Annotated in this window: 19 protein-coding genes; 8 read left to right on the forward strand and 11 right to left on the reverse strand. The window is 39.9% G+C overall.

The annotated features are described in order from the left end of the window. Positions 1-89: 89 nt before the first annotated feature. The 4 genes from VK159_RS13320 to VK159_RS13335 all read right to left on the reverse strand — a co-directional run bounded on the left by VK159_RS13320 (position 90) and on the right by VK159_RS13335 (position 4,410). Positions 90-2,108, reverse strand: coding sequence for an OPT family oligopeptide transporter (locus VK159_RS13320; protein WP_324230641.1), 2,019 nt, complete (start codon positions 2,106-2,108; stop codon positions 90-92). Positions 2,109-2,229: 121 nt separating this feature from the next. Beyond that, a complete protein-coding gene (locus VK159_RS13325) occupies positions 2,230-2,991 on the reverse strand; it encodes a Bax inhibitor-1/YccA family protein (protein ID WP_324230642.1) in 762 nt (253 codons plus the stop codon). A 101-nt stretch (positions 2,992-3,092) separates the two neighbouring features. Further along, positions 3,093-3,395 carry a YtxH domain-containing protein gene (locus tag VK159_RS13330; protein WP_324230643.1) on the reverse strand — a complete coding sequence of 101 codons (303 nt, stop codon included), beginning with the start codon at positions 3,393-3,395 and terminating at the stop codon, positions 3,093-3,095. 73 nt (positions 3,396-3,468) lie between these two features. Continuing rightward, positions 3,469-4,410: a YitT family protein gene (locus tag VK159_RS13335; protein WP_324230644.1), complete on the reverse strand. Its 942-nt coding sequence runs from the start codon at positions 4,408-4,410 to the stop codon at positions 3,469-3,471. A gap of 445 nt (positions 4,411-4,855) precedes the next feature. On the opposite strand from VK159_RS13335, the gene VK159_RS13340 reads away from it, so the two are divergent. From VK159_RS13340 to VK159_RS13370, 7 genes are all read left to right on the forward strand, one after another. Next, complete coding sequence (locus tag VK159_RS13340) at positions 4,856-5,434, forward strand: sigma-70 family RNA polymerase sigma factor (protein WP_324230645.1); 579 nt, start codon at positions 4,856-4,858, stop codon at positions 5,432-5,434. Positions 5,435-5,524: 90 nt separating this feature from the next. Then, positions 5,525-6,625, forward strand: a complete 1,101-nt coding sequence (locus VK159_RS13345) for a FecR family protein (RefSeq protein ID WP_324230646.1) — start codon at positions 5,525-5,527, stop codon at positions 6,623-6,625. 167 nt (positions 6,626-6,792) lie between these two features. After that, complete coding sequence (locus VK159_RS13350; RefSeq protein ID WP_324230647.1) at positions 6,793-10,149, forward strand: TonB-dependent receptor; 3,357 nt, start codon at positions 6,793-6,795, stop codon at positions 10,147-10,149. A gap of 41 nt (positions 10,150-10,190) precedes the next feature. Then, entirely contained in the window at positions 10,191-11,741 is a 1,551-nt protein-coding gene (locus VK159_RS13355) for a RagB/SusD family nutrient uptake outer membrane protein (protein ID WP_324230648.1), read from the forward strand. 97 nt (positions 11,742-11,838) lie between these two features. Further along, the gene (locus VK159_RS13360; RefSeq protein WP_324230649.1) at positions 11,839-15,225 is read left to right on the forward strand and encodes a VCBS repeat-containing protein; all 3,387 of its coding nucleotides are present in this window, start codon (positions 11,839-11,841) and stop codon (positions 15,223-15,225) included. 218 nt (positions 15,226-15,443) lie between these two features. Next, positions 15,444-17,288, forward strand: a complete 1,845-nt coding sequence (locus tag VK159_RS13365; protein ID WP_324230650.1) for a 2-oxoacid:acceptor oxidoreductase subunit alpha — start codon at positions 15,444-15,446, stop codon at positions 17,286-17,288. Between the two features lie 105 nt (positions 17,289-17,393). Then, positions 17,394-17,837: a RidA family protein gene (locus tag VK159_RS13370; protein ID WP_324230651.1), complete on the forward strand. Its 444-nt coding sequence runs from the start codon at positions 17,394-17,396 to the stop codon at positions 17,835-17,837. A 12-nt stretch (positions 17,838-17,849) separates the two neighbouring features. On the opposite strand, the gene VK159_RS13375 is transcribed toward VK159_RS13370, so the two are convergent. From VK159_RS13375 to eno, 5 genes are all read right to left on the reverse strand, one after another. Next, the gene (locus VK159_RS13375; RefSeq protein WP_324230652.1) at positions 17,850-18,254 is read right to left on the reverse strand and encodes a hypothetical protein; all 405 of its coding nucleotides are present in this window, start codon (positions 18,252-18,254) and stop codon (positions 17,850-17,852) included. Positions 18,255-18,280: 26 nt separating this feature from the next. Beyond that, positions 18,281-18,922, reverse strand: a complete 642-nt coding sequence (gene nth / locus VK159_RS13380) for an endonuclease III (RefSeq protein ID WP_324230653.1) — start codon at positions 18,920-18,922, stop codon at positions 18,281-18,283. Between the two features lie 35 nt (positions 18,923-18,957). Further along, entirely contained in the window at positions 18,958-19,206 is a 249-nt protein-coding gene (locus VK159_RS13385) for a hypothetical protein (protein ID WP_324230654.1), read from the reverse strand. 96 nt (positions 19,207-19,302) lie between these two features. Then, entirely contained in the window at positions 19,303-19,596 is a 294-nt protein-coding gene (locus VK159_RS13390; RefSeq protein WP_324230655.1) for an FtsB family cell division protein, read from the reverse strand. A 70-nt stretch (positions 19,597-19,666) separates the two neighbouring features. Continuing rightward, on the reverse strand, positions 19,667-20,959 hold the full coding sequence (eno, locus tag VK159_RS13395; RefSeq protein ID WP_182802169.1) for a phosphopyruvate hydratase: 1,293 nt from the start codon (positions 20,957-20,959) through the stop codon (positions 19,667-19,669). 224 nt (positions 20,960-21,183) lie between these two features. Between eno and VK159_RS13400 the strand changes: the two genes are divergently transcribed. Further along, the gene (locus tag VK159_RS13400) at positions 21,184-21,756 is read left to right on the forward strand and encodes a DUF4126 domain-containing protein (protein WP_324230656.1); all 573 of its coding nucleotides are present in this window, start codon (positions 21,184-21,186) and stop codon (positions 21,754-21,756) included. Here VK159_RS13400 and gldA read toward each other — a convergent pair. Both gldA and VK159_RS13410 read right to left on the reverse strand, forming a co-directional pair. Then, entirely contained in the window at positions 21,753-22,646 is an 894-nt protein-coding gene (gene gldA, locus VK159_RS13405; protein ID WP_324230657.1) for a gliding motility-associated ABC transporter ATP-binding subunit GldA, read from the reverse strand. The two genes, VK159_RS13400 and gldA, sit on opposite strands and share 4 nt — an antisense overlap. Before the next feature lie 139 nt (positions 22,647-22,785). Next, positions 22,786-24,690 carry a gliding motility-associated C-terminal domain-containing protein gene (locus VK159_RS13410; RefSeq protein ID WP_324230658.1) on the reverse strand — a complete coding sequence of 635 codons (1,905 nt, stop codon included), beginning with the start codon at positions 24,688-24,690 and terminating at the stop codon, positions 22,786-22,788. Positions 24,691-24,757 lie beyond the last annotated feature (67 nt).

Below are 24,757 nucleotides of genomic sequence, written 5' to 3' on the forward strand. Positions count from 1 at the left end.
CGTTCGCATAGTTGTAGTTTTAAAACATAAAGCCTCCGTACAGGAGGCTTTTGTTTTTTCCCACTGGGGAATAGCTATATTCTCATTAATTACTCTTTCAATATTTTCTCTTTTTTACTTCCTATTCTGTAAAGAATGAATGCCATGATTGCAAAAAATAATACACCCATGAGCATATAAATACTTTCGCCAAGGTTGTGACTGAGTTTTTCTTCAAAATTAATTGCTTTCATTCCATCTTCCCAGAAAACAGTAAGGATTGCAGCTAACACACCAAACAATGCTCCACCTGCGACTAAGCCAGTGGCAAAGAGATTTCCTTTACTAAGGTCATCGTCTTCCTGTGATCCATTTTCTTTTTTAGCTTGTCTGTCAACTATACCCCTTATAAAACCACCAATAAAGATGGGTAAAGTCGTAGCAAGCGGAAGATATGTACCTACTGCAAAACTCAAAGCCTTTACGCCACATAACTCTAATACAACCGCAATAAAAACACCTACCATTACATACTGCCAGTCAAGATTGTTTGATTGTATGCCTTTAATAATTACTGCCATTAAATTTGCCTGCGGCGCAGCATAAACCTCACCAATAGCATGTTGTACGCCCTTTGCAGCTAATTCTGCAGTTGGAGTATCAAGAATTTTTACAGTCCAGCCAATGACGATTGAAGAAACAATTGCACCAATAAAAAGAGCAATTTGCTGATTTCGGGGAGTAGCTCCAACTAAAAATCCTGTTTTCAAATCTTGTGATGTAGCGCCCGCATTTGCAGCGGCAATACATATCATACCGCCAACCACCAAAGCCATTGCCTCATAAGCTTGGCCGCTCCATCCCACTGCGAGAAAAACAAGGCAAGTCGACATGATAGTGGCAATCGTCATACCACTAATTGGGTTGTTACTACTTCCTATCAAGCCAACAATTCTTGAAGAGACAGTAACAAAAAAAGCACCGAAGATTATTACAAGCAATCCTAACAAGAGTCTGCTGCCAACGTTCCCTCCTGGAATGATGGAAAGGAGTGACATAATTAGAATCAGTCCAATACTGCCAAACAAAACAATTTTAAGGTTAAGGTCTCTTTCCGTTCTTTTTACAGCTACAGTAACATCCTTGTTTTTAACAGCGCCGACACTTTCTTTAAATGAAGAGATGATTGTTGGAATTGTTTTAATAAGTGTGATAAATCCACCTGCTGCTACCGCACCTGCACCAATTACCCTAATGAAAGCCCTGTAAATTGCTTCGGCATTGTTACCAAATTCATGTGTTGTTGAATTCCAACCATATTTATCAGGATTTAAACCAAGTTTTACAAGTTGATTATAGGTGGCATCTGCAGGAACAAGAGTAGCCAGTAACGGAGTGAGGACGAATGCACTTAATACACCTCCTGCAACAAGTATTCCTGAAATTTTAGGGCCAATGATATAGCCAACGCCGAGATATTCAGGAGTTATTTCGCCATTCACTCTTGCTGAAGGAAGATATTTGTTTTTTAGATGTGTTACATAGGTAGGTGCTTCAGCAATGACATGAAATAACTTTTGAAGAATTGCATAAACAACTGCAACACCCATTCCAAGAAATGCAGTTCTTGCAAGGTCTCCTCCTTTTTCACCTGCTTTTAAAACACTTGCACAGGCAGTCCCTTCCGGATAGGGTAATGTTTCATGTTCTTTAACAATCAATGATCTTCTTAGGGGAATCATCATAAGGGTGCCAAGCATCCCTCCTAAAATTGCGAGAGTCATGATAGTGAAATAACTAAAATACTTGCTACTGTCGGGTGACGATAAAAAGAGAAATCCCGGCAACGTAAACACAACACCGGCAGCTATACTTTCACCTGCACTTCCTGTTGTTTGAATGATGTTGTTTTCGAGAATAGTGGTTTTAAGAAAGAGCTTTCCCAACGCAATTGCAAGTACAGCAATTGGGATAGATGCGCTTACCGTTAAACCGGCTTTCAATGCGAGATAAACTGTGGATGCACCAAAGATGATTCCGAATGCAGCGCCAATCAAAACACTTTTAACAGTGAATTCGGCCATCTTGCTGTCATCAGGAACAAAGGGTTGAAACTTTTGATCAGACATACGGCAGTTGATTTAAGAAAAGGAAGATAGGAAAAACTTTTTGAGAGATAAGGAGAGGATGTACACAACAAAAAAATCCCCACGCAAGGCGCAGGGATTCTTTTATGAAAAAACGTAATGATTATTTACGGCTGTTGAGTTTCGATAAGAGACGAAGAATTTCGAGGTATAACCAAACCAAGGTTACCAGTAAACCAAATGCGCCATACCATTCCATATATTTCGGTGCACCCATTTCACTTCCTTTCTCGATCATATCAAAATCAAGCAACAGATTAAATGCTGCAATGCCAATCACTGCCAGTGAAAAGATAATGCTGAACATTGATCCGTTGTTGGCAGACATGAACCCAAAATTAATTCCGAAGAAACTGAGAACCCACGTGAGCAGGTAAAAAACAGCAATACTTGCTGTGGCAACAAACAGAATAGAACGTAAGCGTTCTGTTACTTTAATAATGCGTAAAGTGTAAAGCAGGTACATACTTGCTGCTACCGCAAAAGTGAGTAACACTGCATGTGTAACAATGCCCGGGTATTTTTCCTGGAAGATATAGTTGAAATATGCGGAGATACCACCAACAAACAAACCTTCAACAATGGCATAAGCTGGAGCAAGATAACCACTCCATTGTTTTTTAAAGGTGATAACAAGAGCAATTACAAGCCCACCCAACGCACCACCGATCATTAACGGGAAAATGCTTTTACCTGCATCAAACCACTGCCATGCAAAAGCTGCACCGGCCATTACCATGATCATTAAAAAGCCAAATTTGTTCATGGTACCACGAACGGTCATGGTATCGCCGGAATAAGCTGATCCGGTTTGGTCGAAATGTTTTTCACTAAGAGTAGGATTACCTGATTTAAATAATGACATGGGCATAAAATTTAGAACACTAAAGTTAATAGATAATTTGGTATTGCATAGAAATGCCATAAGGCTTAACTAAGTCTTATGGCATTCAAAAAACTGATTTTTTAAACATTGCCAGTACTGCTGTTGCCTTCCGTCGGTTTCTTCTTAAATACGTCATTAAAAATGTTCTCCGCCTCGCTCATATAGTCTTTCATATTCTCAGAGCCTTTTGTTTTCAGCTCTTCAAAATAATCACCGGCTTTGTTGAACGATTTTTCTGCCTCATCTTTCAGCTTATTTGCTTTCTCTTTCAGATCGTCATACATTTTTTCTTTTTCTTCATCAGTCATGCTGTTGTACTTGAACAAGGCATAGCCGGCTGCTGCACCCAGCAGGAAAGTTGCGATGTGTTTGGGGTTAACCATAGTTGTAAGTTTAAGTGTAGTATATCAATTATCAGTCCAGTTGATGCGTTGTTGACATTTAGACATTCTTTTATCAGTTACCTTTTAGTCTTCTTTTCTTGATCAATCCTCCTTTTACATCTTTAATACTATTCATCACCATAAATGCATAAGGATCTATTTTGTGAACTTCCGTTTTTAAACTGCTGATCTCAAGACGGGTAACTACAGTGTACAGAATATCTTTCTCTTTGCTGTGCCCTTGTGTTCCAAAACCACCTTTGCCTTTATAATTGGTAACACCTCTGCCCAGTTGTTGTGTGATCATTGCATTGATCTCATCTGAGTGAGATGATACAATTGTAACACCGGTGTACTCTTCAATACCTTCTACCACAAAATCAACTGTTTTTGCTGCAGCCAGGTAAGTGATCAACGCATACAAAGCTGTATCGATCGACAAAATATAAGCGGCAACAGAAAATACAACAACATTGATCATTAAAATAATATCACCTACAGAGCCACCAACTTTCTTGCTTAAAAACAAAGCCAGCACTTCGGTTCCATCAATCACTGATCCGCCCCTGATGGCAAAACCAATGCCTGCGCCCAGGAAGAAACCGCCAAAACTTGCAACAAGTAACTTATCGTTGGTTACATGTGGAAAGCTGATGAATGCTGTTGCTAAGGCAAGGCCAATAATGGCTAATGTTGTTTTAATAAAGAACGTACGGCCCAAGGTATGATAGCCAAAAAAAACAAACGGGGCATTTACCAGCAGCAATAAAACGGGGAATTGCAAGTTGGTTATTTCGCCCAGTAACAGTGCAATACCGGTTGCACCACCATCAATAAAATTACTGGGCAAAAGAAAACTTTTTAATGCAAATGCTGCAGAGCAGATGCCTATCGTCATCAGGAAAATATCCTTTAGTAAAGATTGAAAACTGATCTTTCGTTGCCGGTAAGCCTTTGCCCTTTCATAATTTGTAAGGGGACGTTTGTCGATAGTTTGTTGACTGCTTTGGGTCATGCGCTGTTGTTTTAAAGGTTCTTGTTATGTCTGCGAAAGCAGTGATCTGAAACGATCAATGGGTCAGTGACCCGAACGTTCGGAATATACAATTTTATGATTAGCTGACCTATGAAAAAAATCATAAGAAGAAAAAACGGGTTAAATTTTTTAACGATTGAATCCGGCTGGTTTGGCATAGCTATTATAAGAAAACACGAAGTATTAAATGACGTATTGATGTAGCAGCTGTTTGCATTTTTTGTTTTTATCTGCCGGTATAAATTATATCTACCTCAAGAATCCTTAACGACAGTTTTTTTCAAATTGAAAAATATGTTCTACTTTACTTTGTAATTGGAAACACGTAGTACTATTACAAGAGAGTATTCACCAACGTTCGTTACGATTGCTTATGGATAATGATAACAACTTGTGGCAAGGGCTGAAACAGGGTAATAAGGAAATGTTTTTAGCCTTATATAAAAAGTACTACCATACACTTTTATTTATTGGAGTGAAGGAAATGAAGGATGCCCATTTGGTGAAAGACATCATACAGCAATTGTTTTTATACCTGTGGGAAAAAAGGGAAACAATACAGGATGCAAGGGATGTGAGGTCTTACCTGATTACTTCATTTTTAAGAAAACTTACTGCAGACTGGAAAAAAAGCAAACAGTCGGGATTGTTAGAAGTGGTATGGAGCAGTTACCCCGATGATCCGCAGCCTAACCCCGAGGAAAAATTGATCCGCAAAGACGAACAAAGCCATTTGTTTAAACTGTTGATGGATCGCATCAATGAACTGCCGAATCGTCAAAAAGAACTGATAATACTTAAGTTTTACGAAGGACTTAGCTACCAGGAAATTGTACAAAGAACCGGCTTATCTCATCGCACGGTTTATAATAAAATTCATGAGGGATTAAAGAAGCTCAAGTTGGATATAGTCAAAAACCAGCATTCTCGAAGTGCTGCACTCCTCTTATTGCTCAATGTTTTGGCATCTGCTGCCACTATTGCTATGACCCAAAAGTATTAAGACTGGCCTTTTTTAAAAATCTTTTCAAATAACGGGTAAAAAATGTCTGCAGCTTACTCTGCTTTGTTACAGATATACTAATACTACATTATGAACGATGATAAGATGACCATTGAAGAACTACTTTCTGACGAATCTTTTATTAACTATTGCAAAAGGATTTCACCTGATGATATTGCTGTTTGGGAGAATTATATAAAGAAGAACCCCGACAGGGCTTTATTGATTGAAGATGCTAAGGAACAATATGTTCAACTGTTCAATGCGTTGGCGCTGGCTGATCTTGATGAGCAGACCGCACGTTTAGAAAACAGCCTTGAGCAGAAAGAGAGTACCCCGGTTGTTCAGATGGAGAAATTTGAAAAAGAAAAGCGAGGAAAGGTTTTGCCTCTATTGCTTAAAATTACTGCTGCGGCTATCATTGTAGCAGGCCTGTTTGTTACGATCAATTATTTTGTTGGAGGCAGAGATAATCGTAAAACCTATGCAGCAGTTTATGGCGAGAGAAAGAATATTCAATTACCCGATGGCTCTGTTGTTACATTAAATGCAGGAAGCAATATCAAGATCAATGAAAACTATGGCACAACTACACGGGATGTTTACCTGGAAGGAGAAGCTTTTTTTGAAGTGAAGCATGATATCACCCGGCCATTTATTGTGCATACTCCTGCAATGGATGTAAAAGCACTGGGTACCGCATTTAACGTAAAGGCCTACCTGAATGAAAAAAACACTGAAACATCTTTAATAAGTGGATTGGTGGAAGTAACACTTAAAGAAAATAATAACCTTAAGATGTTGCTTTATCCCAATCAAAAAATAGAATGGCAAAATGGGAATACCAACGCTGTCAACAGCAATTTAACCAAGGCAAACAAAGACACTCATTTAACAGACAGCCTGCCCAAAAAACTGGTGGTTACCAGTACCGGCGATATTAAAGAAATAGCATGGAAAGAAAACAAATTGATGTTTGATGATGAAGAATTTCACAACATCGCTATCTTATTGGAAAGGTGGTACGGTGCGAAAATTAATTTTAAGGACACTGCCATTTGCCACTACCGGTTTACCGGAACATACGAAAAGGAGGATCTGAATACGGTACTTGATTACTTAAAAGAATCAAAACATTTTAATTATACGATCGAACACGGAGAAACATTAACCATAAATCTGTCAAAATAAAAATACAGGAGAATGTTGCAGCATTCTACCTGTATCAAAACTTTGAAACGCTTTTAAAATAAAAGAGTTTCTATTTTTTAAATTAAAACCAAAATAAAGGTATGAAAAAAAATCATCCTTGCAGGTGGAGTATGCCAAATCCATCTTTAACGAAGCTGCTTAAAATTATGAAACTGACTGCGATTTTTCTGTTTGTATGTAGCCTGATGGTACATGCAGGAGGGTTCTCCCAGGATGTGAAAGTTACCCTTTCGCTGAACGGGGTAAAAATGACCACATTTTTTAAAGCAATTGAAAAAGAAACCAGCTACAGGTTTACATTTTCCAATGACATTATTCCACCGGGAAGAATTGTAACTGTAAAGGCAAAAGAAACACCATTATCACAGGTAATGGATGCTGTGCTGCATCAAACCAAACTTAAATACCGGTTTGACGAAACTTCAGGCGTTTTCATTATTTCCGAGAAAAAAGACCAGTTTGAAAACAACATAGTCGTTCGCACAATCACAGGTACTGTAACCGGTGAAGGATCAGAACCACTTGCTGGTGTAACGGTTCAGGTAAAGGGATCAGACAAAGCAACTACAACGGATAACAATGGTTCGTTCTCCATTGAAGTAGAGGACAACGCCAAAGTACTGGTATTGTCGTTTATTGGTATGGTTACCCAGGAAGTAAGCATAGAGGGCAAAACCACAGTAAGAGTAGTGATGTCTTTGTCAAATAAAGCATTAAATGAAGTGGTGGTAATCGGTTATGGTACGCAGAAAAGAACATTGGTAACAGGTGCCGTTTCAACTGTAAACAGTAAAACGCTGAATGAGCTGCCGGCATTAACCATTTCGCAGGCGTTGCAGGGCCGTGTTGCTGGTTTGCAGGTAACAAATAACGGAAGTCCGGGTACCGAACCAATTGTGCGTATCAGGGGTATCAGCTCAATCAGTTTTGCTTCAGATCCTTTGTATGTTGTAGATGGCTTTCCTACCGGAAACCTTGCTGCAATTGACGTGAAAGATATTGAATCGGTAGACGTATTGAAAGATGCATCTGCTGCTGCTATTTATGGCTCAAGAGCTACCAGCGGTGTGATCATCATCAATACAAAAAAAGGTAGGAGAGATGGCAAAATGAGTGTTACGCTTGATTCCTATTTTGGTACACAGGAAGTAACAAAACGCCTTTCGCTCCTGAACACAGAACAGTTTATGAAATATGCGCTTGCCTACAGAGGCAGCCAGGTGCCCAGGCTTACGGAACCCCAAATAAATCAACCCATTTATCCGGGGGCAACACAAACGTATGGCCAAACCAATACCGATTGGCAGGATGCTTATTTTAAGAAAGGCCCCATGAATCAGCACAATGTAGGTTTAAGTGGTGGTAATGACGTATCACGATTTCATGCTTCTGCCGGTTATACCGATCAGCAAGGTATTGCACCAAGTGTAGCTTATCGTCGTTATAATTTTCGTATTAACTCAGATCATATCATAAGCAAAGTTTTCACTTTCGGTGAAAACCTGTACATAGCATCCGGTACCCAGGACTATGATAACAATGAAACCGGCTCAAGAACCAATTTGGTAAACGTGATAAGAATGATGCCGCATATACCTGTTTATGATCCAACATCAAACGGTGGCTTCAGAGGTGTAGATGCTACTAAAGATGGTGGTGATCCAACTAACCCGGTAGAAGATGCAGCATTAAAAAATCGGGGCACAAGATCAACAGTAAAGATTTTTGGTACTGCTTTTCTCGAAGCTAATTTAACCAGCTGGCTGAAATTTAAATCTACGTTTGGTATTGACTATGCAACTGGTTTAGATTACCGTTTTGCGCCTATTTTTAATGACAATGGCGCAGTTGCCGGTTCAAGCGCAACGCAGGCAACTATTACCAATAACCGTAATGTTTCTACAGTAAAATTATTTACAGAGCAACTTACGTTCGACAAAACTTTTGGCAACCATCATCTCAATGTGATTGCTGTTTATGAGCAACAGGATCAGAAAACAAAACAGGAAAACGCAAGTGGTAATCAGCCTTCAAACGAATTGCGTACATTAAATAATGCAACGAATATTTCTGCACAAACGCTGGTTGGAGAAAATACGTTGTTATCCTTCCTTGGACGTTTGAATTATGATTATCAGAGCAAGTACATCTTAAGTGTAGCTGTAAGACGTGATGGACTTTCTGTATGGGCTCCGGGAAAAAAATGGGCAACATTCCCATCAGCTTCTGTTGGCTGGAGAGTTGACCAGGAGGATTTTATGAGGAACATTCCCCAAGTTTCAGAATTGAAAGTAAGAGTTGGTTATGGAATTACCGGTCTTAACGGATTGGTATTGGGTAACACACCTTGGTTAGTTAGTGTACTTGCCAATAGTTCATCATACCCTTTTGGTAATTCAATAACCGGAGGTCCGGGTTCTAATATTCCCGGATTGGGCAACCAGGATCTGGAATGGGAAAAAACAAAACAGATAAACTTCGGTCTGGACCTTGGATTATTTAAAAATAAAATCACCTTATCGGCCGAGTATTATCAGAGAAAAACGGATAACCTGATTTTGCAAGTACCGATTCCTCCTTCTTTTGGATACATCAACGGCACGGTATTCCAAAATGTTGGTGCAATGAATAATAACGGATTTGAATTTCAATTAGGTTATAATAAAAGAGAAGGTGCTTTTAAATGGTACGCAAGTACAAACATGAGCTTTGTTACCAACCAGGTAACCAGGTTAGCTGAAGGCGTTACAAAAATTGAGCGTGGCAATGATGCAGATTTTGGTGGCGATAACATAACCAACACTACTCCGGGATATTCTGTTCAGGGTTTCTATGGTTGGGTGGTTGAAGGTATTTTTCAGAGTGCTGAAGAAGTTACCAAACATGCTACACAAACAGCTGCTACAGCTCCCGGTGATCTTAAGTTTAAAGATCTTAACGGTGATGGAAAAATTGACAACAATGACCGCCAGTTTCTGGGCAGTTTTATTCCAAAGGTCACTTATGCATTTAATCTTGGAGGCAATTACAAAAATTTTGATGCATCACTGTTCTTCCAGGGAGTTCAGGGTAATAAGATCTACAATGCTACCAGGGTTATTACCGAAGGCATGGTTCGTTTCTTTAATGCAGGAACACAGGTATTGAATGCATGGACACCAACAAACACAAATACAAACATCCCCCGTGCTATTTCATCTGATCCTAACAGGAATGCCCGTCCATCTACCAGGTTCCTTGAAGATGGTTCATTTTTACGCCTGAAAAATATAATGATAGGTTATACTGTACCTGCAAATTTTTTAGGAACACATACAAGAGGAACAGTGAAGAGCTTACGTATTTATGTGTCGGCACAAAATATTCTCACGTTTACAAAATATACGGGATACGATCCGGAAGTAGGTAACAGAACTCCCGGTTCATCATTAACCAATGGTATCGACTTTGCTGTGTATCCACAGCCTAAGTCTTTCCAGGCAGGAATTCAGGCAAGCTTTTAATGGTACATCCCAGGTTTATTTTATAAAACAATAATAGTATTATGAAACAAAATATAAAATCAATAATAGCAGCATCACTGGCAATTGTAAGTATGCTGGGCTGCGACAAAAAACTGGAGGTGTTGGATGAAAATAACCCAACAACGGAAAGTTATTTTAAAACAGCAGGTGAGCTGCAGAACGGTGTAAATGCTGTTTACTCAACTTTAAGATCTGCACAGCTGGTTGGCCGGGAATGGTTTTTTACACATGATATGAGAGGCGGCGAATGTTGGTCTGGTGGAGATCAGTTGGAAGCACCAAGAGCTGAATTGTTAAAGCAACCATCACCTGCTACATCAAACGCTGTAATGTCAAATGTATGGAGTGGCTGTTACCAAATGATCAACAGGGCAAACCTTGTAATTGCGAAAGGTCCTGCAATAACTGATAACACAGCATTGAGAGACCGTGTGGTTGGTGAAGCGAAATTTTTAAGAGGCTGGGCTTATTTTGAATTGGTATCACAATGGGGAGAAGTTCCGTTATATACAGAGCCTGTTAGTTCTGCTACAGGTTTCAAAGGCAAATCGCCTGTTGCCGATATTTATGCTTTTATTATTAGGGATCTTACTGAAGCTTCTGCAGCATTGCCGGCAAGCTATGGCTCATCTGATAATGGCCGGGCTACAAGTGGAGCAGCTAATTCTTTATTGGGCAGAGTGCTGATGCAAAAAGGTGATTATGCTGCTGCCAAAACTGCTTTGCTTAAAGTATATGGCAAATATTCGCTGGTTCCTAATTACCTGTGGAATTTTGACGGCGATATAAAGAGTGATGGCGGTGTAACAATTACAACAGGTCATGAATTTAATGCTGAATCTATTTTTGAAGTAGTGTTTGTTGATAAAGGTGATAACAATTTTAACTGGGGTTATATTGGCGAAGGTTCTACAAGCCCATTGAGTACTGTACGAAATCAAGAGTACGGAATTACCTGGGGTAATGTTATTCCTTCAGACAAATTTTTAAATGAATTTGAACCAAATGATCCAAGATATAAATTCACTATTTACGAAGAAGGTGATAATATCTTAACAGCTCCCGGTGCTGTTGACAATATCAATAACCCATCAGTTACACCACTTCAACTTACTGCTGCTGCAATGAACATTGCAAAGAGCACAAAGAATGGCGTAAACATTAAGCGGTTTTTCCGCAAGTATAGTATTTATGAATATGTAAACTCCGGATTCCATCCCGGTGGTATTAATCAACGTGTAATTCGTTATGCAGATGTATTGCTGATGTTAGCTGAATGTGAAGCAGAAGTAGGAACACCTGCACAGGCAGCTCTTTACATCAACGAAGTACGCAGTCGCCCGGGTGTTGCGATGCCTCCTGTTGCACCGGTAACCAAAAACGATGCATTGAAAGCAGTCATGCATGAAAGGGCAGTTGAATTAGGTGGCGAAGAAGTGGCCAGTATTGATGTTTTGCGTTGGAGGAAAAAAGGTTATTTCCCTTCGTTGAAACCTGATCCTGTACCGGGCCAGGTAGATATGTTCCCGATTCCTGCAATTGAAACTTCAACTAATCCAATGATAAAATAAATGGAGTAGTATAATTTAGATAGAGGCTATTCCAATAGCCTCTATTTTTTTGCTGATCAATAGCCCTGAATGTTTTAAACGATAACTTGTAACCAGCATGAGCAAGCTTTTCAATTACTATAAACAGTTTGTTGTTTTTACCGGCATCATTTTATTGCTGTCGTGTAATCGTCAACAAAAAGATACGTTGTTTACGCAATTGCCGGCAACAGCATCTGGTATACATTTTAGTAATGATATCCACGACAACGATTCTTCGTATTCTTTTATCAACGAGTTTGGTTATATGGGTGGAGGTGTGGGCATTGGCGATTTTAATAATGACGGGCAAAAGGATATTTTTTTTAGTGGTAACCAGGTAAGCAGCCGTTTGTATATTAACAAAGGCAATAATCAATTTGATGATATCACAGAGAAAGCAGGTATTGGTACCAATGTTTGGTGTACAGGCGTAAGCATTGTTGATATTAACCAGGATGGCTATGATGATATATATGTTTGCGTATTTGGTAAGGATCTGGTGACCCGTTCAAAAAATCTTTTATTCATCAACCAACACGATCTCAGTTTTAAAGAAGAAGCTGAAGCATACGGATTGGCAAATACAGGCAATTCCACACAGGCTGTGTTTTTTGATTATGACAAAGACGGCGATCTGGATATGTACCTTGCCAATTATTTATTATCCGCCAATAATTCCAACAACATTTTGCCACGTGACAAAAGCGGCTATTCACCTGCTAATGATAAGCTCTACCGCAATGATGGTGATAGTGCAAATACAGGGCATCCTGTTTATACAGATGTGTCAATGGCGGCCGGTATTAAAGAAGATGGCTATGGGCTGGGCGTATCAGTCAGTGATTTTAACAATGATGGCTGGCCGGATATTTATGTAGCGAATGATTTTATATCCAATGATGAATTATGGTTGAATAACCACAATGGTACCTTTACCAATTGTATTGACAAAGCCATTCAGCACCAGTCTTACTCCAGCATGGGTGCTGATGTTGCAGATATTAATAATGACACCTTAACGGATATCATTACGCTTGATATGCTACCGGAAACGAATAAACGAAAAAAGACTTCCGTCTCTTTTATGAATTATGACCGGTATGAATCGGAAAGAGCAATGGGTTATGAGCCGGAATTTATGCGTAATATGCTGCAGTTGAATAATGGTACTTTAAAAACAGGAAATACCAGTATCCCTTTTTTTAGTGAAATAGGACGATTAAGCGGCATACATGCTACCGACTGGAGCTGGAGTGTCTTGATGGCTGATTTTAATAATGATGGCTGGAAGGATATGCATGTCACCAATGGCATAGGAAGGGATTTTATTGATGCCGATTTCGTGGAGTTCAGTAATAATATTTTCAATAATAACTTAACAAAAGAAGAGAAGCAAAATACGATCAGAAAAAAACTGGCTTCATTAAAAAATGTGAATCTCCCCAATTATTTATACATCAATAATAAAGACCTCACATTTTCAGATGAATCAAAAAACGGAGGTGTTGATGAACCCTCTATGTCTAATGGTGCAGCTTATGTTGATTTGGATAATGATGGCGATCTTGATCTGGTTGTAAATAATATTAATAAACCGGCATTTGTTTTACTCAACAATACCAATCAAAAAAACAAAGCCACTACTTCTCATTTTTTAAGTCTGCAACTGATTGGAGACAGTCTGAACAGGAGAGGGTTTGGTGCAAAGATATTTGTCTACAATAACGGCAAGGTACAACTGCAGGAACAAAATCCTGTCCGTGGATACTTCTCATCGGTAGATCAGCAACTTGTTTTTGGATTAGATCAGGATGATCATGCAGATTCGTTAGTTGTTGTGTGGCCCGATGGAAAGAAACAGCTGTTAAAAAATGTAAAGGCTGATACCAGCTTGTCACTTGCATGGAAAAACGCCGGTATTGATCCTGTTGCTATTGTTGTTAGTTCTCCGTTTCTTTTTTCTGATATAACCGGGTACAATGGGTTGTTGTATAAACACACCGACAATATCTATAACGATTATGCCAGTCAACAATTATTGCCGCAGAAATATTCTCAAATGGGACCGTTTATAACTACCGGCGATATCAATAATGATGGTACAACGGATTTTTTTATTGGTGGGGCATTTAATTTCTCCGGAAGAATTTTCACACAAAATACCGGATCAATATTCACTTCAATAAATCTTACCGACAGCATTAAGTTTGAAGAAGATCAGGATTGCATTTTGTTTGATGCTGACAAAGATGGTGATAGCGACTTGCTTGTTACCTGCGGGGGTATGCAATATGAAGAAAATTCAATTTATTATAAACCCCGTATGTATAACAATGATGGCAAAGGTAATTTTAAACTGCAACCTGATGCTATTCCTGATTCGGTAAGAACCATTGCCGGCTCTGTAAGCGCAGGTGATTTCGATAACGATGGCTATCCCGATCTATTTATTGGTGGCAGGGTTTCAAAAAATTATCCCATAGCTCCAAGAAGTTTTTTATTGCACAATAACAAAGGCGTGTTCAGTGATGTTACTGCAAAGGTTTGTCCGGCCTTGCAAACACCCGGAATGATTACTGCAGCAGTATGGACAGATTTTGATAATGATCATCAAACAGATCTTATCATTGCGGGAGATTGGATGTCGTTACATTTTTTTAAAAATGATCGTGGACGTTTTATTGATGTAACAGCGGCTAACGGGCTTACTCAAATGAATGGCATGTGGCGTAGTTTAAATGCTACCGATATCGATAATGATGGCGATGTTGACCTGGTAGCAGGTAACCTTGGGTTGAATTGTGAATACAAGGTTAGCCTGCAGGAGCCGATGCAATTATTCGTAACTGATTTGGACGGTAACGGAAGTATCGACCCGTTTTTATTCTATTACATAAAAGACGGAGATGGTATTAAACGTTCTTATCCCGCCATCAGCAGAGGCCGCTTTGCTGAACGGGTACCAGCCATAAAAAAACAATTTCTATTGAATGAGGATTATGCACATGCCAGCTACCAGGATATTTTCAAAGGAAAAGCTCCCGAAAAAATTTTAGAATTTCGTTGTGATGAAACAAGAACCTGCTATTTTGAAAATACGGGCAACGGCAAATTCATCAAGCATGCGTTGCCGGTAGAAGCACAATTTTCACCCGTTAATACAATTATCTGCGACGACCTGGATAACGATGGGTTTAAAGACCTGTTACTGGCAGGTAATGAATACCAGGCCGAAGTAATGACGGGAAGATATGATGCATCTTATGGTTGTTTTCTTCGTGGCGGCAGCAATAAATCGTTCACATCAGTTCCCCCGGCAACCAGTGGTTTTATTTTGAATGGCGATGTAAAGGACATGGCGCTCATTCGTTTATCAAATGGAGAAAAAATAGTACTCGCTGCTGTCAATAATGATTCCATGCGAGTGTTTAAAATAGCTGTTGCAATCAATAAGTCAAAATAGCGATCAACAGGCAAATAATTTTCAGGATGATTGGACAGTCTGCAAACGCTTCTTCATTTTCTCCTCCTTTAACAATGATATTCAGCAGGGTTTCAACTGCCATCCGGCAGAAATTCTGTTGAAATAAAATTTTCTACCTGTTTTCGACTGAAAAAAACGGCAGGAATATTTTAGATTGAATTTTTTCATAGATTGAGCACACCTAACTTTGCGTTGCTATGACAAGAACTCAGGAATTATTAAACGATGTAGTCATCAAGTTTGCCGGCGATAGTGGTGATGGTATGCAATTGACCGGCAGCCAGTTTACCAACAATACGGCCCTCATGGGAATCGATCTTGCCACGTTCCCCGATTTCCCGGCTGAGATCCGTGCTCCGCAAGGAACGCTTGCCGGCGTGAGTGGTTACCAGTTGCGTTTCAGTAGTGATAGTGTGTACACTCCGGGTGATGATTGTGATGTACTGGTGGCTATGAATGCTGCTGCATTAAAAGCCAACCTGAAAGCCATTAAGAAGGGCGGAAAGATCATTATCAATACGGATGGTTTTGATGCGAAGAATCTTCGTCTTGCCAATTACCCCGAAGGTGTTAATCCTCTTGAAAACGATAGTTTATCAAACTACGAAGTGATCAAGATGGATGTTACCAAGATGACGAGAGAGGCGTTGAGTGATATCACGATGGGTATGAAGGAAAAAGACCGTGCAAAGAATATGTTTGTATTGGGCTTTTTGTACTGGATGTATAACCGTGATATGGAAAGTACCATCAACTTCCTCACAGAGAAATTTGGTAAGAAGCCTGATATTCTTGAAAGTAATATCAGGGTAATGAAAGCCGGTTATAACTACGGCGATACCACAGAAACATTTACCACAACTTATAAAGTAGAGAAAGCCAAAATGGAGCCCGGATTATACCGTTCCATTATGGGTAACCAGGCTGTGAGTTATGGTTTGATTGCCGCTTCGCAAAAGAGTGGGCTTCAATTATTCCTTGGCTCATATCCAATTACACCTGCTTCAGATATTTTACACGATCTCAGCAAGTACAAAGCCTTCGGCGTAAAAACATTCCAGGCCGAAGATGAAATTGCAGCTATCACATCATCCATTGGTGCTGCTTATGGCGGTTCATTGGCTGTTACTACAAGCAGTGGTCCCGGTATTGCCTTAAAAGGAGAAGCAATGGGTTTGGCTGTGATGCTGGAAATTCCGTTGCTTATTATCAATATTCAGCGTGGTGGACCTTCAACGGGTTTACCTACCAAGACAGAACAGAGTGATCTGATGCAGGCTTATTATGGCCGTAATGGTGAGTGCCCGATGCCGATCATTTCAGCATCAACACCTGCAGATTGTTTTGATGCGGTGTATGAAGCTGCACGCATTGCTGTGCAACACATGACACCGGTTATGTTCCTGAGCGATGGTTACATTGCCAATGGTGCTGAACCATGGAGGTTCCCGAAGAGTGCTGATCTTCCTGAAATAAAAGTGAACTTTAAAAAGGGACTTGACGAGGGTGAAGAAAAATTACAACCGTACAAACGAGATGAAAAGCTGGCTCGCCCCTGGGCTATCCCCGGCACACCGGGATTGGAACATCGTATAGGTGGGTTAGAAAAACAGGATATTACCGGTAACATCAGTTACGATGCCGATAACCACCAGCACATGGTGAAAACAAGACAGGCCAAAGTTGATAAAATTGCTGATTATATTCCTGAACAGAAATTAGACAGCGGAGCAGCAACAGGTAAAGTATTAGTGCTTGGATGGGGTAGTACTTATGGCGCAATCAAAAGTGCTTGTGCTGAATTGCAGGCGCAGGGTAAATCTGTGGCGCATGCTCATCTCCGTTACATTCGTCCTTTCCCCAAGAATCTGGGTGACATCCTGAAGAGTTATGATACCGTGTTGGTGCCCGAGATCAACAATGGTCAGTTGATACGTATTATCCGTGATCTGTATTTTGTTGATGCGAAAGCTTACAACAAGATCAAAGGTGTACCGATCACCAAAGGTGAATTGATTGAAGAGATCGGAAAGTATTTGTAAATTACTGCCAGCGTTCAACATAATTAAATCCATCAATACCCGTTGATGGATTTTTTGTTTTCATTATAAGAAGCTGAAATTATCTTACGTTCAAATCTTATGATCATGAACAGGAACATATTCATCACTACATTCCTTCTTATTTCATTTGCAGCAACTGCTCAACAAACAAAAGCACCTATCGAAAAAGAAAAATGGCATTGGGGTAATCCAAACAAACAGAATACGTCGGCTGGTTATGCGCAGGCATTGAAGGTGGGCGATGTATTATACATTTCCGGTACAGTAACTACTGAGCTTAATGAAAAAGGAGTAAAGCAGGTATATGCAGGTTTAGAACGTTCACTCAAACAATATGGCTTAACCTTTCAGCATGTCGTAAAGGAAAATCTTTATACCACCGATATTGAAGCGATGAAACAATTCAACTATGTACGCAAACAATTTTACAAAGGCGATTTTCCTGCTGCAACCTGGGTGCAGATCGTTCGGTTATTTATGCCCGATGCAAAACTGGAAGTGGAATTAATTGCACATTTTCCGAAATAATAGATTTCTTATTTACTTCTTTTTTTCAAATTTAGTTTTAGAAAGCTGCTTAGTTAAGCGGATGCTCAGGATGTAAACAGCAATGCCGGAAAGCATAAAAGCGCACCAAATTGTGAAAATAGTTTCTGAATTTGGCCAAGGAACAAACCATAAAATGGGAATGACAAAATGAGTATAAACATGGAAACGTAACAGCTTACTGTTGCCTCTGAAAAATGAGAAAAAAAATACGCCTGAGATAAGTAGTAGCAGGGATGTTGGAATTATAAGATATGGAATAAGCGTTTCAGGATACAGGCTATGAAATAAATTCAGGTATACAATATAGAGCACATATGTATAGAGGGCGTAACAAACTAAGCCCACTATTGTATAACCATAAAAGAGAATTATTTCTTTGCGATGTTGTTTATTCATTGCAATATGAATTTTTCTTACAAAAGCTAATTATTCTTCTCAAAATACTTACAGCAATGCTGCAATCCACATTCCCTGCATTTTGGTGTGCGTGCAACACAGATATAGCGCCCATGTAAAATGAGCCAGTGATGTGCTTTATGAATAAGTTCTGTTGGAAAATGTTTGATCAATTCTTTTTCAACGGCTAAAGGAGTAGTGGCTGTTTGTTTCACTAATCCAATTCGTTTACTAACACGAAACACATGTGTATCAACAGCCATGTTGGGCTGTTCATCCACAACTGATGTAATAACGTTGGCAGTTTTACGTCCAACCCCCGGCAGCTTTACCAACTCATCAACAGTTAATGGCACTTCGCTGTTAAACTCGTTAACGAGTTTTTGTGCCATGCCAATTAAATGTTTGGTTTTATTGTTGGGATAAGAAATGCTTTTGATCAGTGGAAATAATTCATCAAATGTAGCCTTGCTCATGCTTTCAGCATCAGGATATTTCTCAAAGATGGAAGGAGTGGTCAGGTTCACCCGTTTGTCGGTGCATTGGGCACTCAGGATAACGGCTACCAGTAACTGAAAAGGATTGTCGTACAGTAATTCTGTTTCGGCATCGGGGGCATGCACAGAAAAATAATCAATAACCGATTGGTAACGCTCTTTTGTTGTCATTCTGAATTGGGAATGACGGCGAAATTAGGGAAAGATCAGTTTGAAGATGAAATATCGGAAGCTGCCAGATCTTTATTCGCATATTTCAGCACAGACAGAACGGTTTCTGTTCTGGGAGAAAATTTAAATTTCGTAAGTCGTTGAGCTGCTTTTTTGATCACCTCGAATTTTTCTCTCAGGGTCCAATCTTCGGCCAACGCTTGTTCGATGGCGGCATTCTCGGCTGGGGTCGTTTCTTTGTAGAGATATTGTAACAAGTCTTCCGGCGTAAATTTATGTGTCATAAGCAATCCTGTTTTTTGTTGCGTAGGGGCTTCTCAAAGGATCTGCTTTGCTATTAAACGCTGTTGGTAAACTTGTATTGTACGGGGTCGGTATTTTTATTCGTTAAAGAGGAAAATGTCCTCATTATCACGCTTCATATAGTAGTTCTCACGGGCCAGGCGCTCGTAAGCTGAAGGGTCGTTTTTGCGCTTTTCCAGCTCTGTTTTGGCCGTTTCTATCTTCTGATCGTAATAGGTGCTGCTGCTCTTTAGTTCGGTGAGTTTCTTAAACCGGCTGATCTGGGTAATAAAATCATTCCGGTCAACAAATAACATCCATACCGCAAAACCAATAATGGTTAAAACATATTTGTTTTTCAATATGGGTGGAATATTATTCAGAATTTTCATATGCGATCAAAATAAAAATGGTTCATAGTTCACAGTTAATGCCCATGAACTATGAACCATTAACTATTTGCTATTTACCAAATTTAATCTTTCCTCCCGGATAAATTGCATTCTCGCCCAGCATTTCTTCAATGCGGATAAGCTGGTTGTACTTCGCCATACGATCGGTACGTGAAGCAGAACCTGTTTTAATTTGTCCGCAATTCAATGCAACAGCCAGATCAGCAATGGTTGTATCTTCTGTTTCACCGCTTCTATGACTCATTACAGTTGTGAAGCCTGCGTTCTGTGCCATTTGCACCGCATTGATCGTTTCAGTAACAGTACCGATCTGGTTTACTTTAATCAGGATGCTGTTGCTGATGCCTTTATCAATGCCTTCTTTTAAACGTTTTACGTTTGTAACAAAGAGATCATCGCCCACCAACTGGCATCTTTTGCCAAGGCTTTCAGTTAATTTTTTCCAACCTGCCCAATCATCTTCAGCCATACCATCTTCAATAGAAATAATTGGATATTTATTTACCCACTCGGTCCAGTAAGCAACCATTTCATCGCTGCTGATCACTTTGCCCGGGTTGCTCTTGTAGAATTTATAGGTGTTGGTTGCTTCATCATACATTTCACTTGATGCAGCATCCATTGCAATACCAACCTGCTCGCCTGGTTTGTATCCTGCAGCAGTGATGGCTTCCAATACAGTTTCAATTGCTTCTTCGTTGCTTTGAATTTCAGGAGCAAAACCACCCTCATCACCAACGTTCGTGCTGAAGCCTTTTTTCTTTAATACTGCTTTAAGGTGATGGAAAATCTCCACACCCCAACGTAAACCTTCACTGAAAGAAGGAGCACCAAAAGGAATCACCATGAATTCCTGGAAATCAATTTTGTTATCAGCATGTGCACCACCGTTCATGATATTCATCATCGGAACAGGGATCACTGTACTGTTTACACCACCGAGGTAACGGAACAAAGGCAAACCGCTTTCTTCAGCAGCTGCTTTTGCCACAGCCATACTTACTGCAAGCATTGCATTTGCACCAAGCGAACCTTTATTTTCTGTGCCATCAATTTTAATAAGAAGATTGTCGATGTAAGCCTGGCGTGTAACATCAATACCGATCAGCTGATCAGCAATCACATCATTTACATTTTGTACAGCTTTCAACACACCACGACCAAGGTATTTGCTTTTATCGCCATCACGTAATTCAACGGCTTCGTGTTTACCTGTACTTGCACCACTTGGTACGGCAGCACGGCCAATTATACCATTATCTGTTATCACGTCTACTTCAACTGTAGGGTTGCCACGGCTGTCGAGAATTTGTCTTGCATGAATGTCTGCGATAAAGCTCATAAAATTCAGTTTGTAGTTAATGTTATAGTCCGGAAGTCGTGAAGAGAAAATACCGGAAGAGTGTTCGTTCCGAAGATGGAGATCAGCAGAGTTGTTCTTTCGGACTTTCTAACTTCTCTCTTTTCTGACTTTTTGTTTGCGCTGCAAAGAAAAGACATTCAAAGGCAGCAACAAAGGATAAAAGGCAGTGAAATTGATTATTTTTAAGTACAACAAACGATTGTATGGACACAGCGATACTTACTTCCATTGCAATGGGCATTGCCCTCAGTGCCTGCTGTGGTTTCCGGGTATTTGTGCCCATGCTTGGAGCCAGTTTTGCAGCATACCAGCAGTGGTTTGTATTGCCAGCAGATATGCAATGGATGGGCAGCCTGCCTGCTTTGATTTGTTTTGGAACAGCAGCCATTCTTGAAATCGGCGCCTATTATATTCCTTTTGTTGATAACCTGCTGGATGCTATTGCCACACCATTAGCTGTTGCAGCAGGAACTGTATTGGCTGCATCGTTTTTACCCATTGCAGAATTCAGTCCGTTGTTGAAATGGATCATGGCCATTATTGCAGGTGGCGGAGCAGCAGGAGCCGTGCATGCAGGTATTGGCTTGCTGCGATTATTTTCGAGTAAGACAACTGCAGGAACCGGAAACGTTATTGTATCAACAGGTGAGAATGCAGCTGCTATTGGCGGAACAGCATTGAGTTTTATTGCACCAGTTTTAATAGCAGTGTTGATGCTTATTTTAGTTGGATGGATATTGGTGAAGGGAGCGGGGAGGTTGAGAAGAAAACATTAATTCGTCAAACTCCTGAACACATCTTCCAGTGAATTCTCATCACTCTTCAACGAAAGCACATTGAGATTTTTTTCGATCGATAATTGCAGCAATTGTTTCTTTACTGCATCAGGATTATCTGTTTTAAATTTCCAGGTAGTGTTGTTTATGCGAATACAATTTTGAATTGAATTAAAGAGCGATTCATCTACTTCTTCTTTTAATTCAAGTATTACTTCACCAGCATGAACTTTCTTTAACAGATTAGATAACTGATCATCTGCAACAATGGTTCCTTTGTTGATAATGATCACACGGTCGCAAATGGCTTGCACTTCCTGTAAGATGTGTGAGGAGAATAAAACTGTTTTGTTCAATCCAAGTTGTTTGATCACATCTCTTATCTCAATGATCTGGTTGGGGTCAAGTCCGCTTGTTGGTTCATCTAAGATCAACACTTCAGGATCATGAATGAGTGCAGCCGCCAAGCCAACACGCTGCTTATAACCTTTTGATAGCTGACCTATCTTTTTATGTGCTTCAGGTGTTAACCCAACCTGCTCAATTGTTGTTTGGATTTTGTTCTTTGGATTTTGTATTTGATGCACTTCAGCAACAAAAGCTAAATATTCTTTCACATACATGTCATAATACAACGCATTGCTCTCCGGCAAATAACCGATCTTTTGTTTGCTGCCGATAGGATTATCGTTCACCTTTATATCACACACTACAGCAGTACCACTTGTTGGTTGCAGGTAACCGGTGATCATTTTCATGGTGGTGCTTTTACCTGCGCCATTCGGCCCAAGGAAACCAACGATCTCTCCTTTATTTACTTTAAAGGAAATATTGTTCACCGCTTTTTGCTCACCATAAAGTTTCACCAGGTTATTGACCTCAATTGACATGTGCTGTGTTTGGTTCAAAAATAGATGAAATATCTATAAAAATTATTGAGCTATTTTGACCAAAAGCGATAATAATTTTTGTGGATATACTAAGTGGCCAAAAAAAAATGAAAATTAACACATGAAATGCAGGACATCATCAGGGGATTAGCAATACCGTTCCTTTTTGTGTATACGATTTTCCGTTGCGTTTGTAGTTAACCGTCCAGGTGTACAGACCGGGTGGTGCTTTGCTATTTTTCATGCGGCCATCCCAACCGTTAAATATTGAGTTGGTTGAGAAGATCTGCTGGCCCCAGCGGTTGTAAATTTTAAAATCAAAAGATTCAATACGGAAATAAGCCTTTGCATAAAGTACATCATTCAATCTGTCGTCATTTGGTGTAAAGGCGTTTGGTACAAAGATAATATCCGCACAATCTTTATAATCAATTGTAACATCATCAACAGCAATTCCACAACCATTACCAACAGTAACAGAATATGTGCCGGGAAACGTAACAACAATGCTGCTGTCTGTTTCATTTGTGCTCCACAAATAATATTCAGCTAATGGATGTGTAGCATTCAACAACAAGGGTTCATTTACACAAAGCGTCGTATCGCTGATAAGCTGAACAGTAGGTGTATAATTTCTTGTGATGGTAAAACTATCTGTGCGGTCGCACAAGCCATCGCTTGTAAGTAGTGAATAGATGCCTGCAGTTGTAAGTGTTCGTTGTGCTGATGTTGTTCCATCGTTCCACAAATATGTTGCAGCAGTTGGTTGTTGAGCATCTATATCTAATGTTTGTGTATCGCATAGCAATGTGTCAAAAGGAAGAAGGCGTAGCAAGGGATTTGATTGAACTACAACAGCAATTGAATCCATACTTGAACAACCACCTTTGGTGATTAGCCGCACATGATACATTCCATTGTTACTTGCGGTTGCATTCCGTATGCGCAAGGTGTCGTTACTCATGTTCAGCGGTGAGCCATTAGCGGTCCAGATATAAGCGATTGCATCAACTGGCACTACAAGTAAAACATCTTTCGTTTCACATACCGGCAGGTTGCTTTGCAACATAGGCGTTACTGGTGCAAAAACGTGAATCGGAATACTTGGAGAAATTGAACGGCAATTTGTTGAATTGATATTCGCTGCTTCTGCTGCCAGCAAACGATAATTACCACTATCTGCTTTCTGAATATTATTGATGGTTAAGTCAGGAGTAGTAGCAGTTGGAATATTCACCCAACCACTTCCATTATTAAATTGCCATTGGTAAGCAGGATTGGTATAAGATACTGCTGTTACATTTCCACTAATGCTGATGTTGCTGCCAACACAAGCATCGTTCGTATTGAGCATGGTTCCATTAACAACAGGAGCAATGCTGGCACCACAAAGTGTAAACTCAATATCATCAAGCGCAAGATCGTTACCTAAACCGCCAACCTGGTTATTAAAGATCCGAAGTATGACCGCTGTTTCTCCGGCGGGCAATGAGAAATTAAATCCATACTGTGTCCATGTAAGTGAACTGAAGCGTGGAATTGATGGCGTTAGAAAACTTGATAATACAGCACCTGTAGTAGCACTTGCAATTTCAAAACGCAATATCGGGTCAAGCGGGTTGGTACTTCCTGCAGGAATAAGATTGGCCAACCATGCAGAGAAATACAATAGAGAACCGGAGCAGAGATTGCTGACCGTTGTTTCGTAAAACTTTCCTGCAGTGTAATCAGCATTCACAATCATCATATTGCCACCGGAACGATCATTACCTATATGCCATACATTGAACTGGCGCTGACCAGTAGCAATATCTGCAGTTGTTTTACGTATACCATATTGGCCATCATCAATAAAACCAAGCGAATCAAATGAATAAGTAGTAACTCCGGCAGGAAGTCTTGATCCGGTTAATGGAGAGCTGATGCTGCCGCCAAAATTTTCATAAAACAATACATTGCTTGAGCACTGCGCATACGATTGAACTGTCGATATGCATAAACTAACAATCGCTATTAAAAAATAAAATGGCTTCAGGTTGTACATCGGTTACTTAAGAAGCTTAAATGTAAACATTCATTCAGTACAAACAAAAAGCCCTTGCTAAACAACA

Source organism: Lacibacter sp. (assembly GCF_035299325.1).
In the GTDB taxonomy this organism is placed as follows: Bacteria; Bacteroidota; Bacteroidia; order Chitinophagales; family Chitinophagaceae; genus Lacibacter.

Excerpts from the sequence above, each read along its gene's own strand:
- VK159_RS13385 (WP_324230654.1), bottom strand. The coding sequence starts at position 19,206 with ATGACACATAAATTTACGCCGGAAGACTTGTTACAATATCTCTACAAA.
- VK159_RS13400 (WP_324230656.1), top strand. The coding sequence starts at position 21,184 with ATGGACACAGCGATACTTACTTCCATTGCAATGGGCATTGCCCTCAGT.
- VK159_RS13320 (WP_324230641.1), bottom strand. The coding sequence starts at position 2,108 with ATGTCTGATCAAAAGTTTCAACCCTTTGTTCCTGATGACAGCAAGATG.
- nth (WP_324230653.1), bottom strand. The coding sequence starts at position 18,922 with ATGACAACAAAAGAGCGTTACCAATCGGTTATTGATTATTTTTCTGTG.
- VK159_RS13390 (WP_324230655.1), bottom strand. The coding sequence starts at position 19,596 with ATGAAAATTCTGAATAATATTCCACCCATATTGAAAAACAAATATGTT.
- VK159_RS13375 (WP_324230652.1), bottom strand. The coding sequence starts at position 18,254 with ATGAATAAACAACATCGCAAAGAAATAATTCTCTTTTATGGTTATACA.
- VK159_RS13365 (WP_324230650.1), top strand. The coding sequence starts at position 15,444 with ATGACAAGAACTCAGGAATTATTAAACGATGTAGTCATCAAGTTTGCC.
- VK159_RS13350 (WP_324230647.1), top strand. The coding sequence starts at position 6,793 with ATGAAACTGACTGCGATTTTTCTGTTTGTATGTAGCCTGATGGTACAT.
- VK159_RS13340 (WP_324230645.1), top strand. The coding sequence starts at position 4,856 with ATGTTTTTAGCCTTATATAAAAAGTACTACCATACACTTTTATTTATT.
- VK159_RS13370 (WP_324230651.1), top strand. The coding sequence starts at position 17,394 with ATGAACAGGAACATATTCATCACTACATTCCTTCTTATTTCATTTGCA.
- VK159_RS13360 (WP_324230649.1), top strand. The coding sequence starts at position 11,839 with ATGAGCAAGCTTTTCAATTACTATAAACAGTTTGTTGTTTTTACCGGC.
- VK159_RS13345 (WP_324230646.1), top strand. The coding sequence starts at position 5,525 with ATGAACGATGATAAGATGACCATTGAAGAACTACTTTCTGACGAATCT.
- gldA (WP_324230657.1), bottom strand. The coding sequence starts at position 22,646 with ATGTCAATTGAGGTCAATAACCTGGTGAAACTTTATGGTGAGCAAAAA.
- eno (WP_182802169.1), bottom strand. The coding sequence starts at position 20,959 with ATGAGCTTTATCGCAGACATTCATGCAAGACAAATTCTCGACAGCCGT.
- VK159_RS13410 (WP_324230658.1), bottom strand. The coding sequence starts at position 24,690 with ATGTACAACCTGAAGCCATTTTATTTTTTAATAGCGATTGTTAGTTTA.
- VK159_RS13325 (WP_324230642.1), bottom strand. The coding sequence starts at position 2,991 with ATGTCATTATTTAAATCAGGTAATCCTACTCTTAGTGAAAAACATTTC.
- VK159_RS13355 (WP_324230648.1), top strand. The coding sequence starts at position 10,191 with ATGAAACAAAATATAAAATCAATAATAGCAGCATCACTGGCAATTGTA.
- VK159_RS13330 (WP_324230643.1), bottom strand. The coding sequence starts at position 3,395 with ATGGTTAACCCCAAACACATCGCAACTTTCCTGCTGGGTGCAGCAGCC.
- VK159_RS13335 (WP_324230644.1), bottom strand. The coding sequence starts at position 4,410 with ATGACCCAAAGCAGTCAACAAACTATCGACAAACGTCCCCTTACAAAT.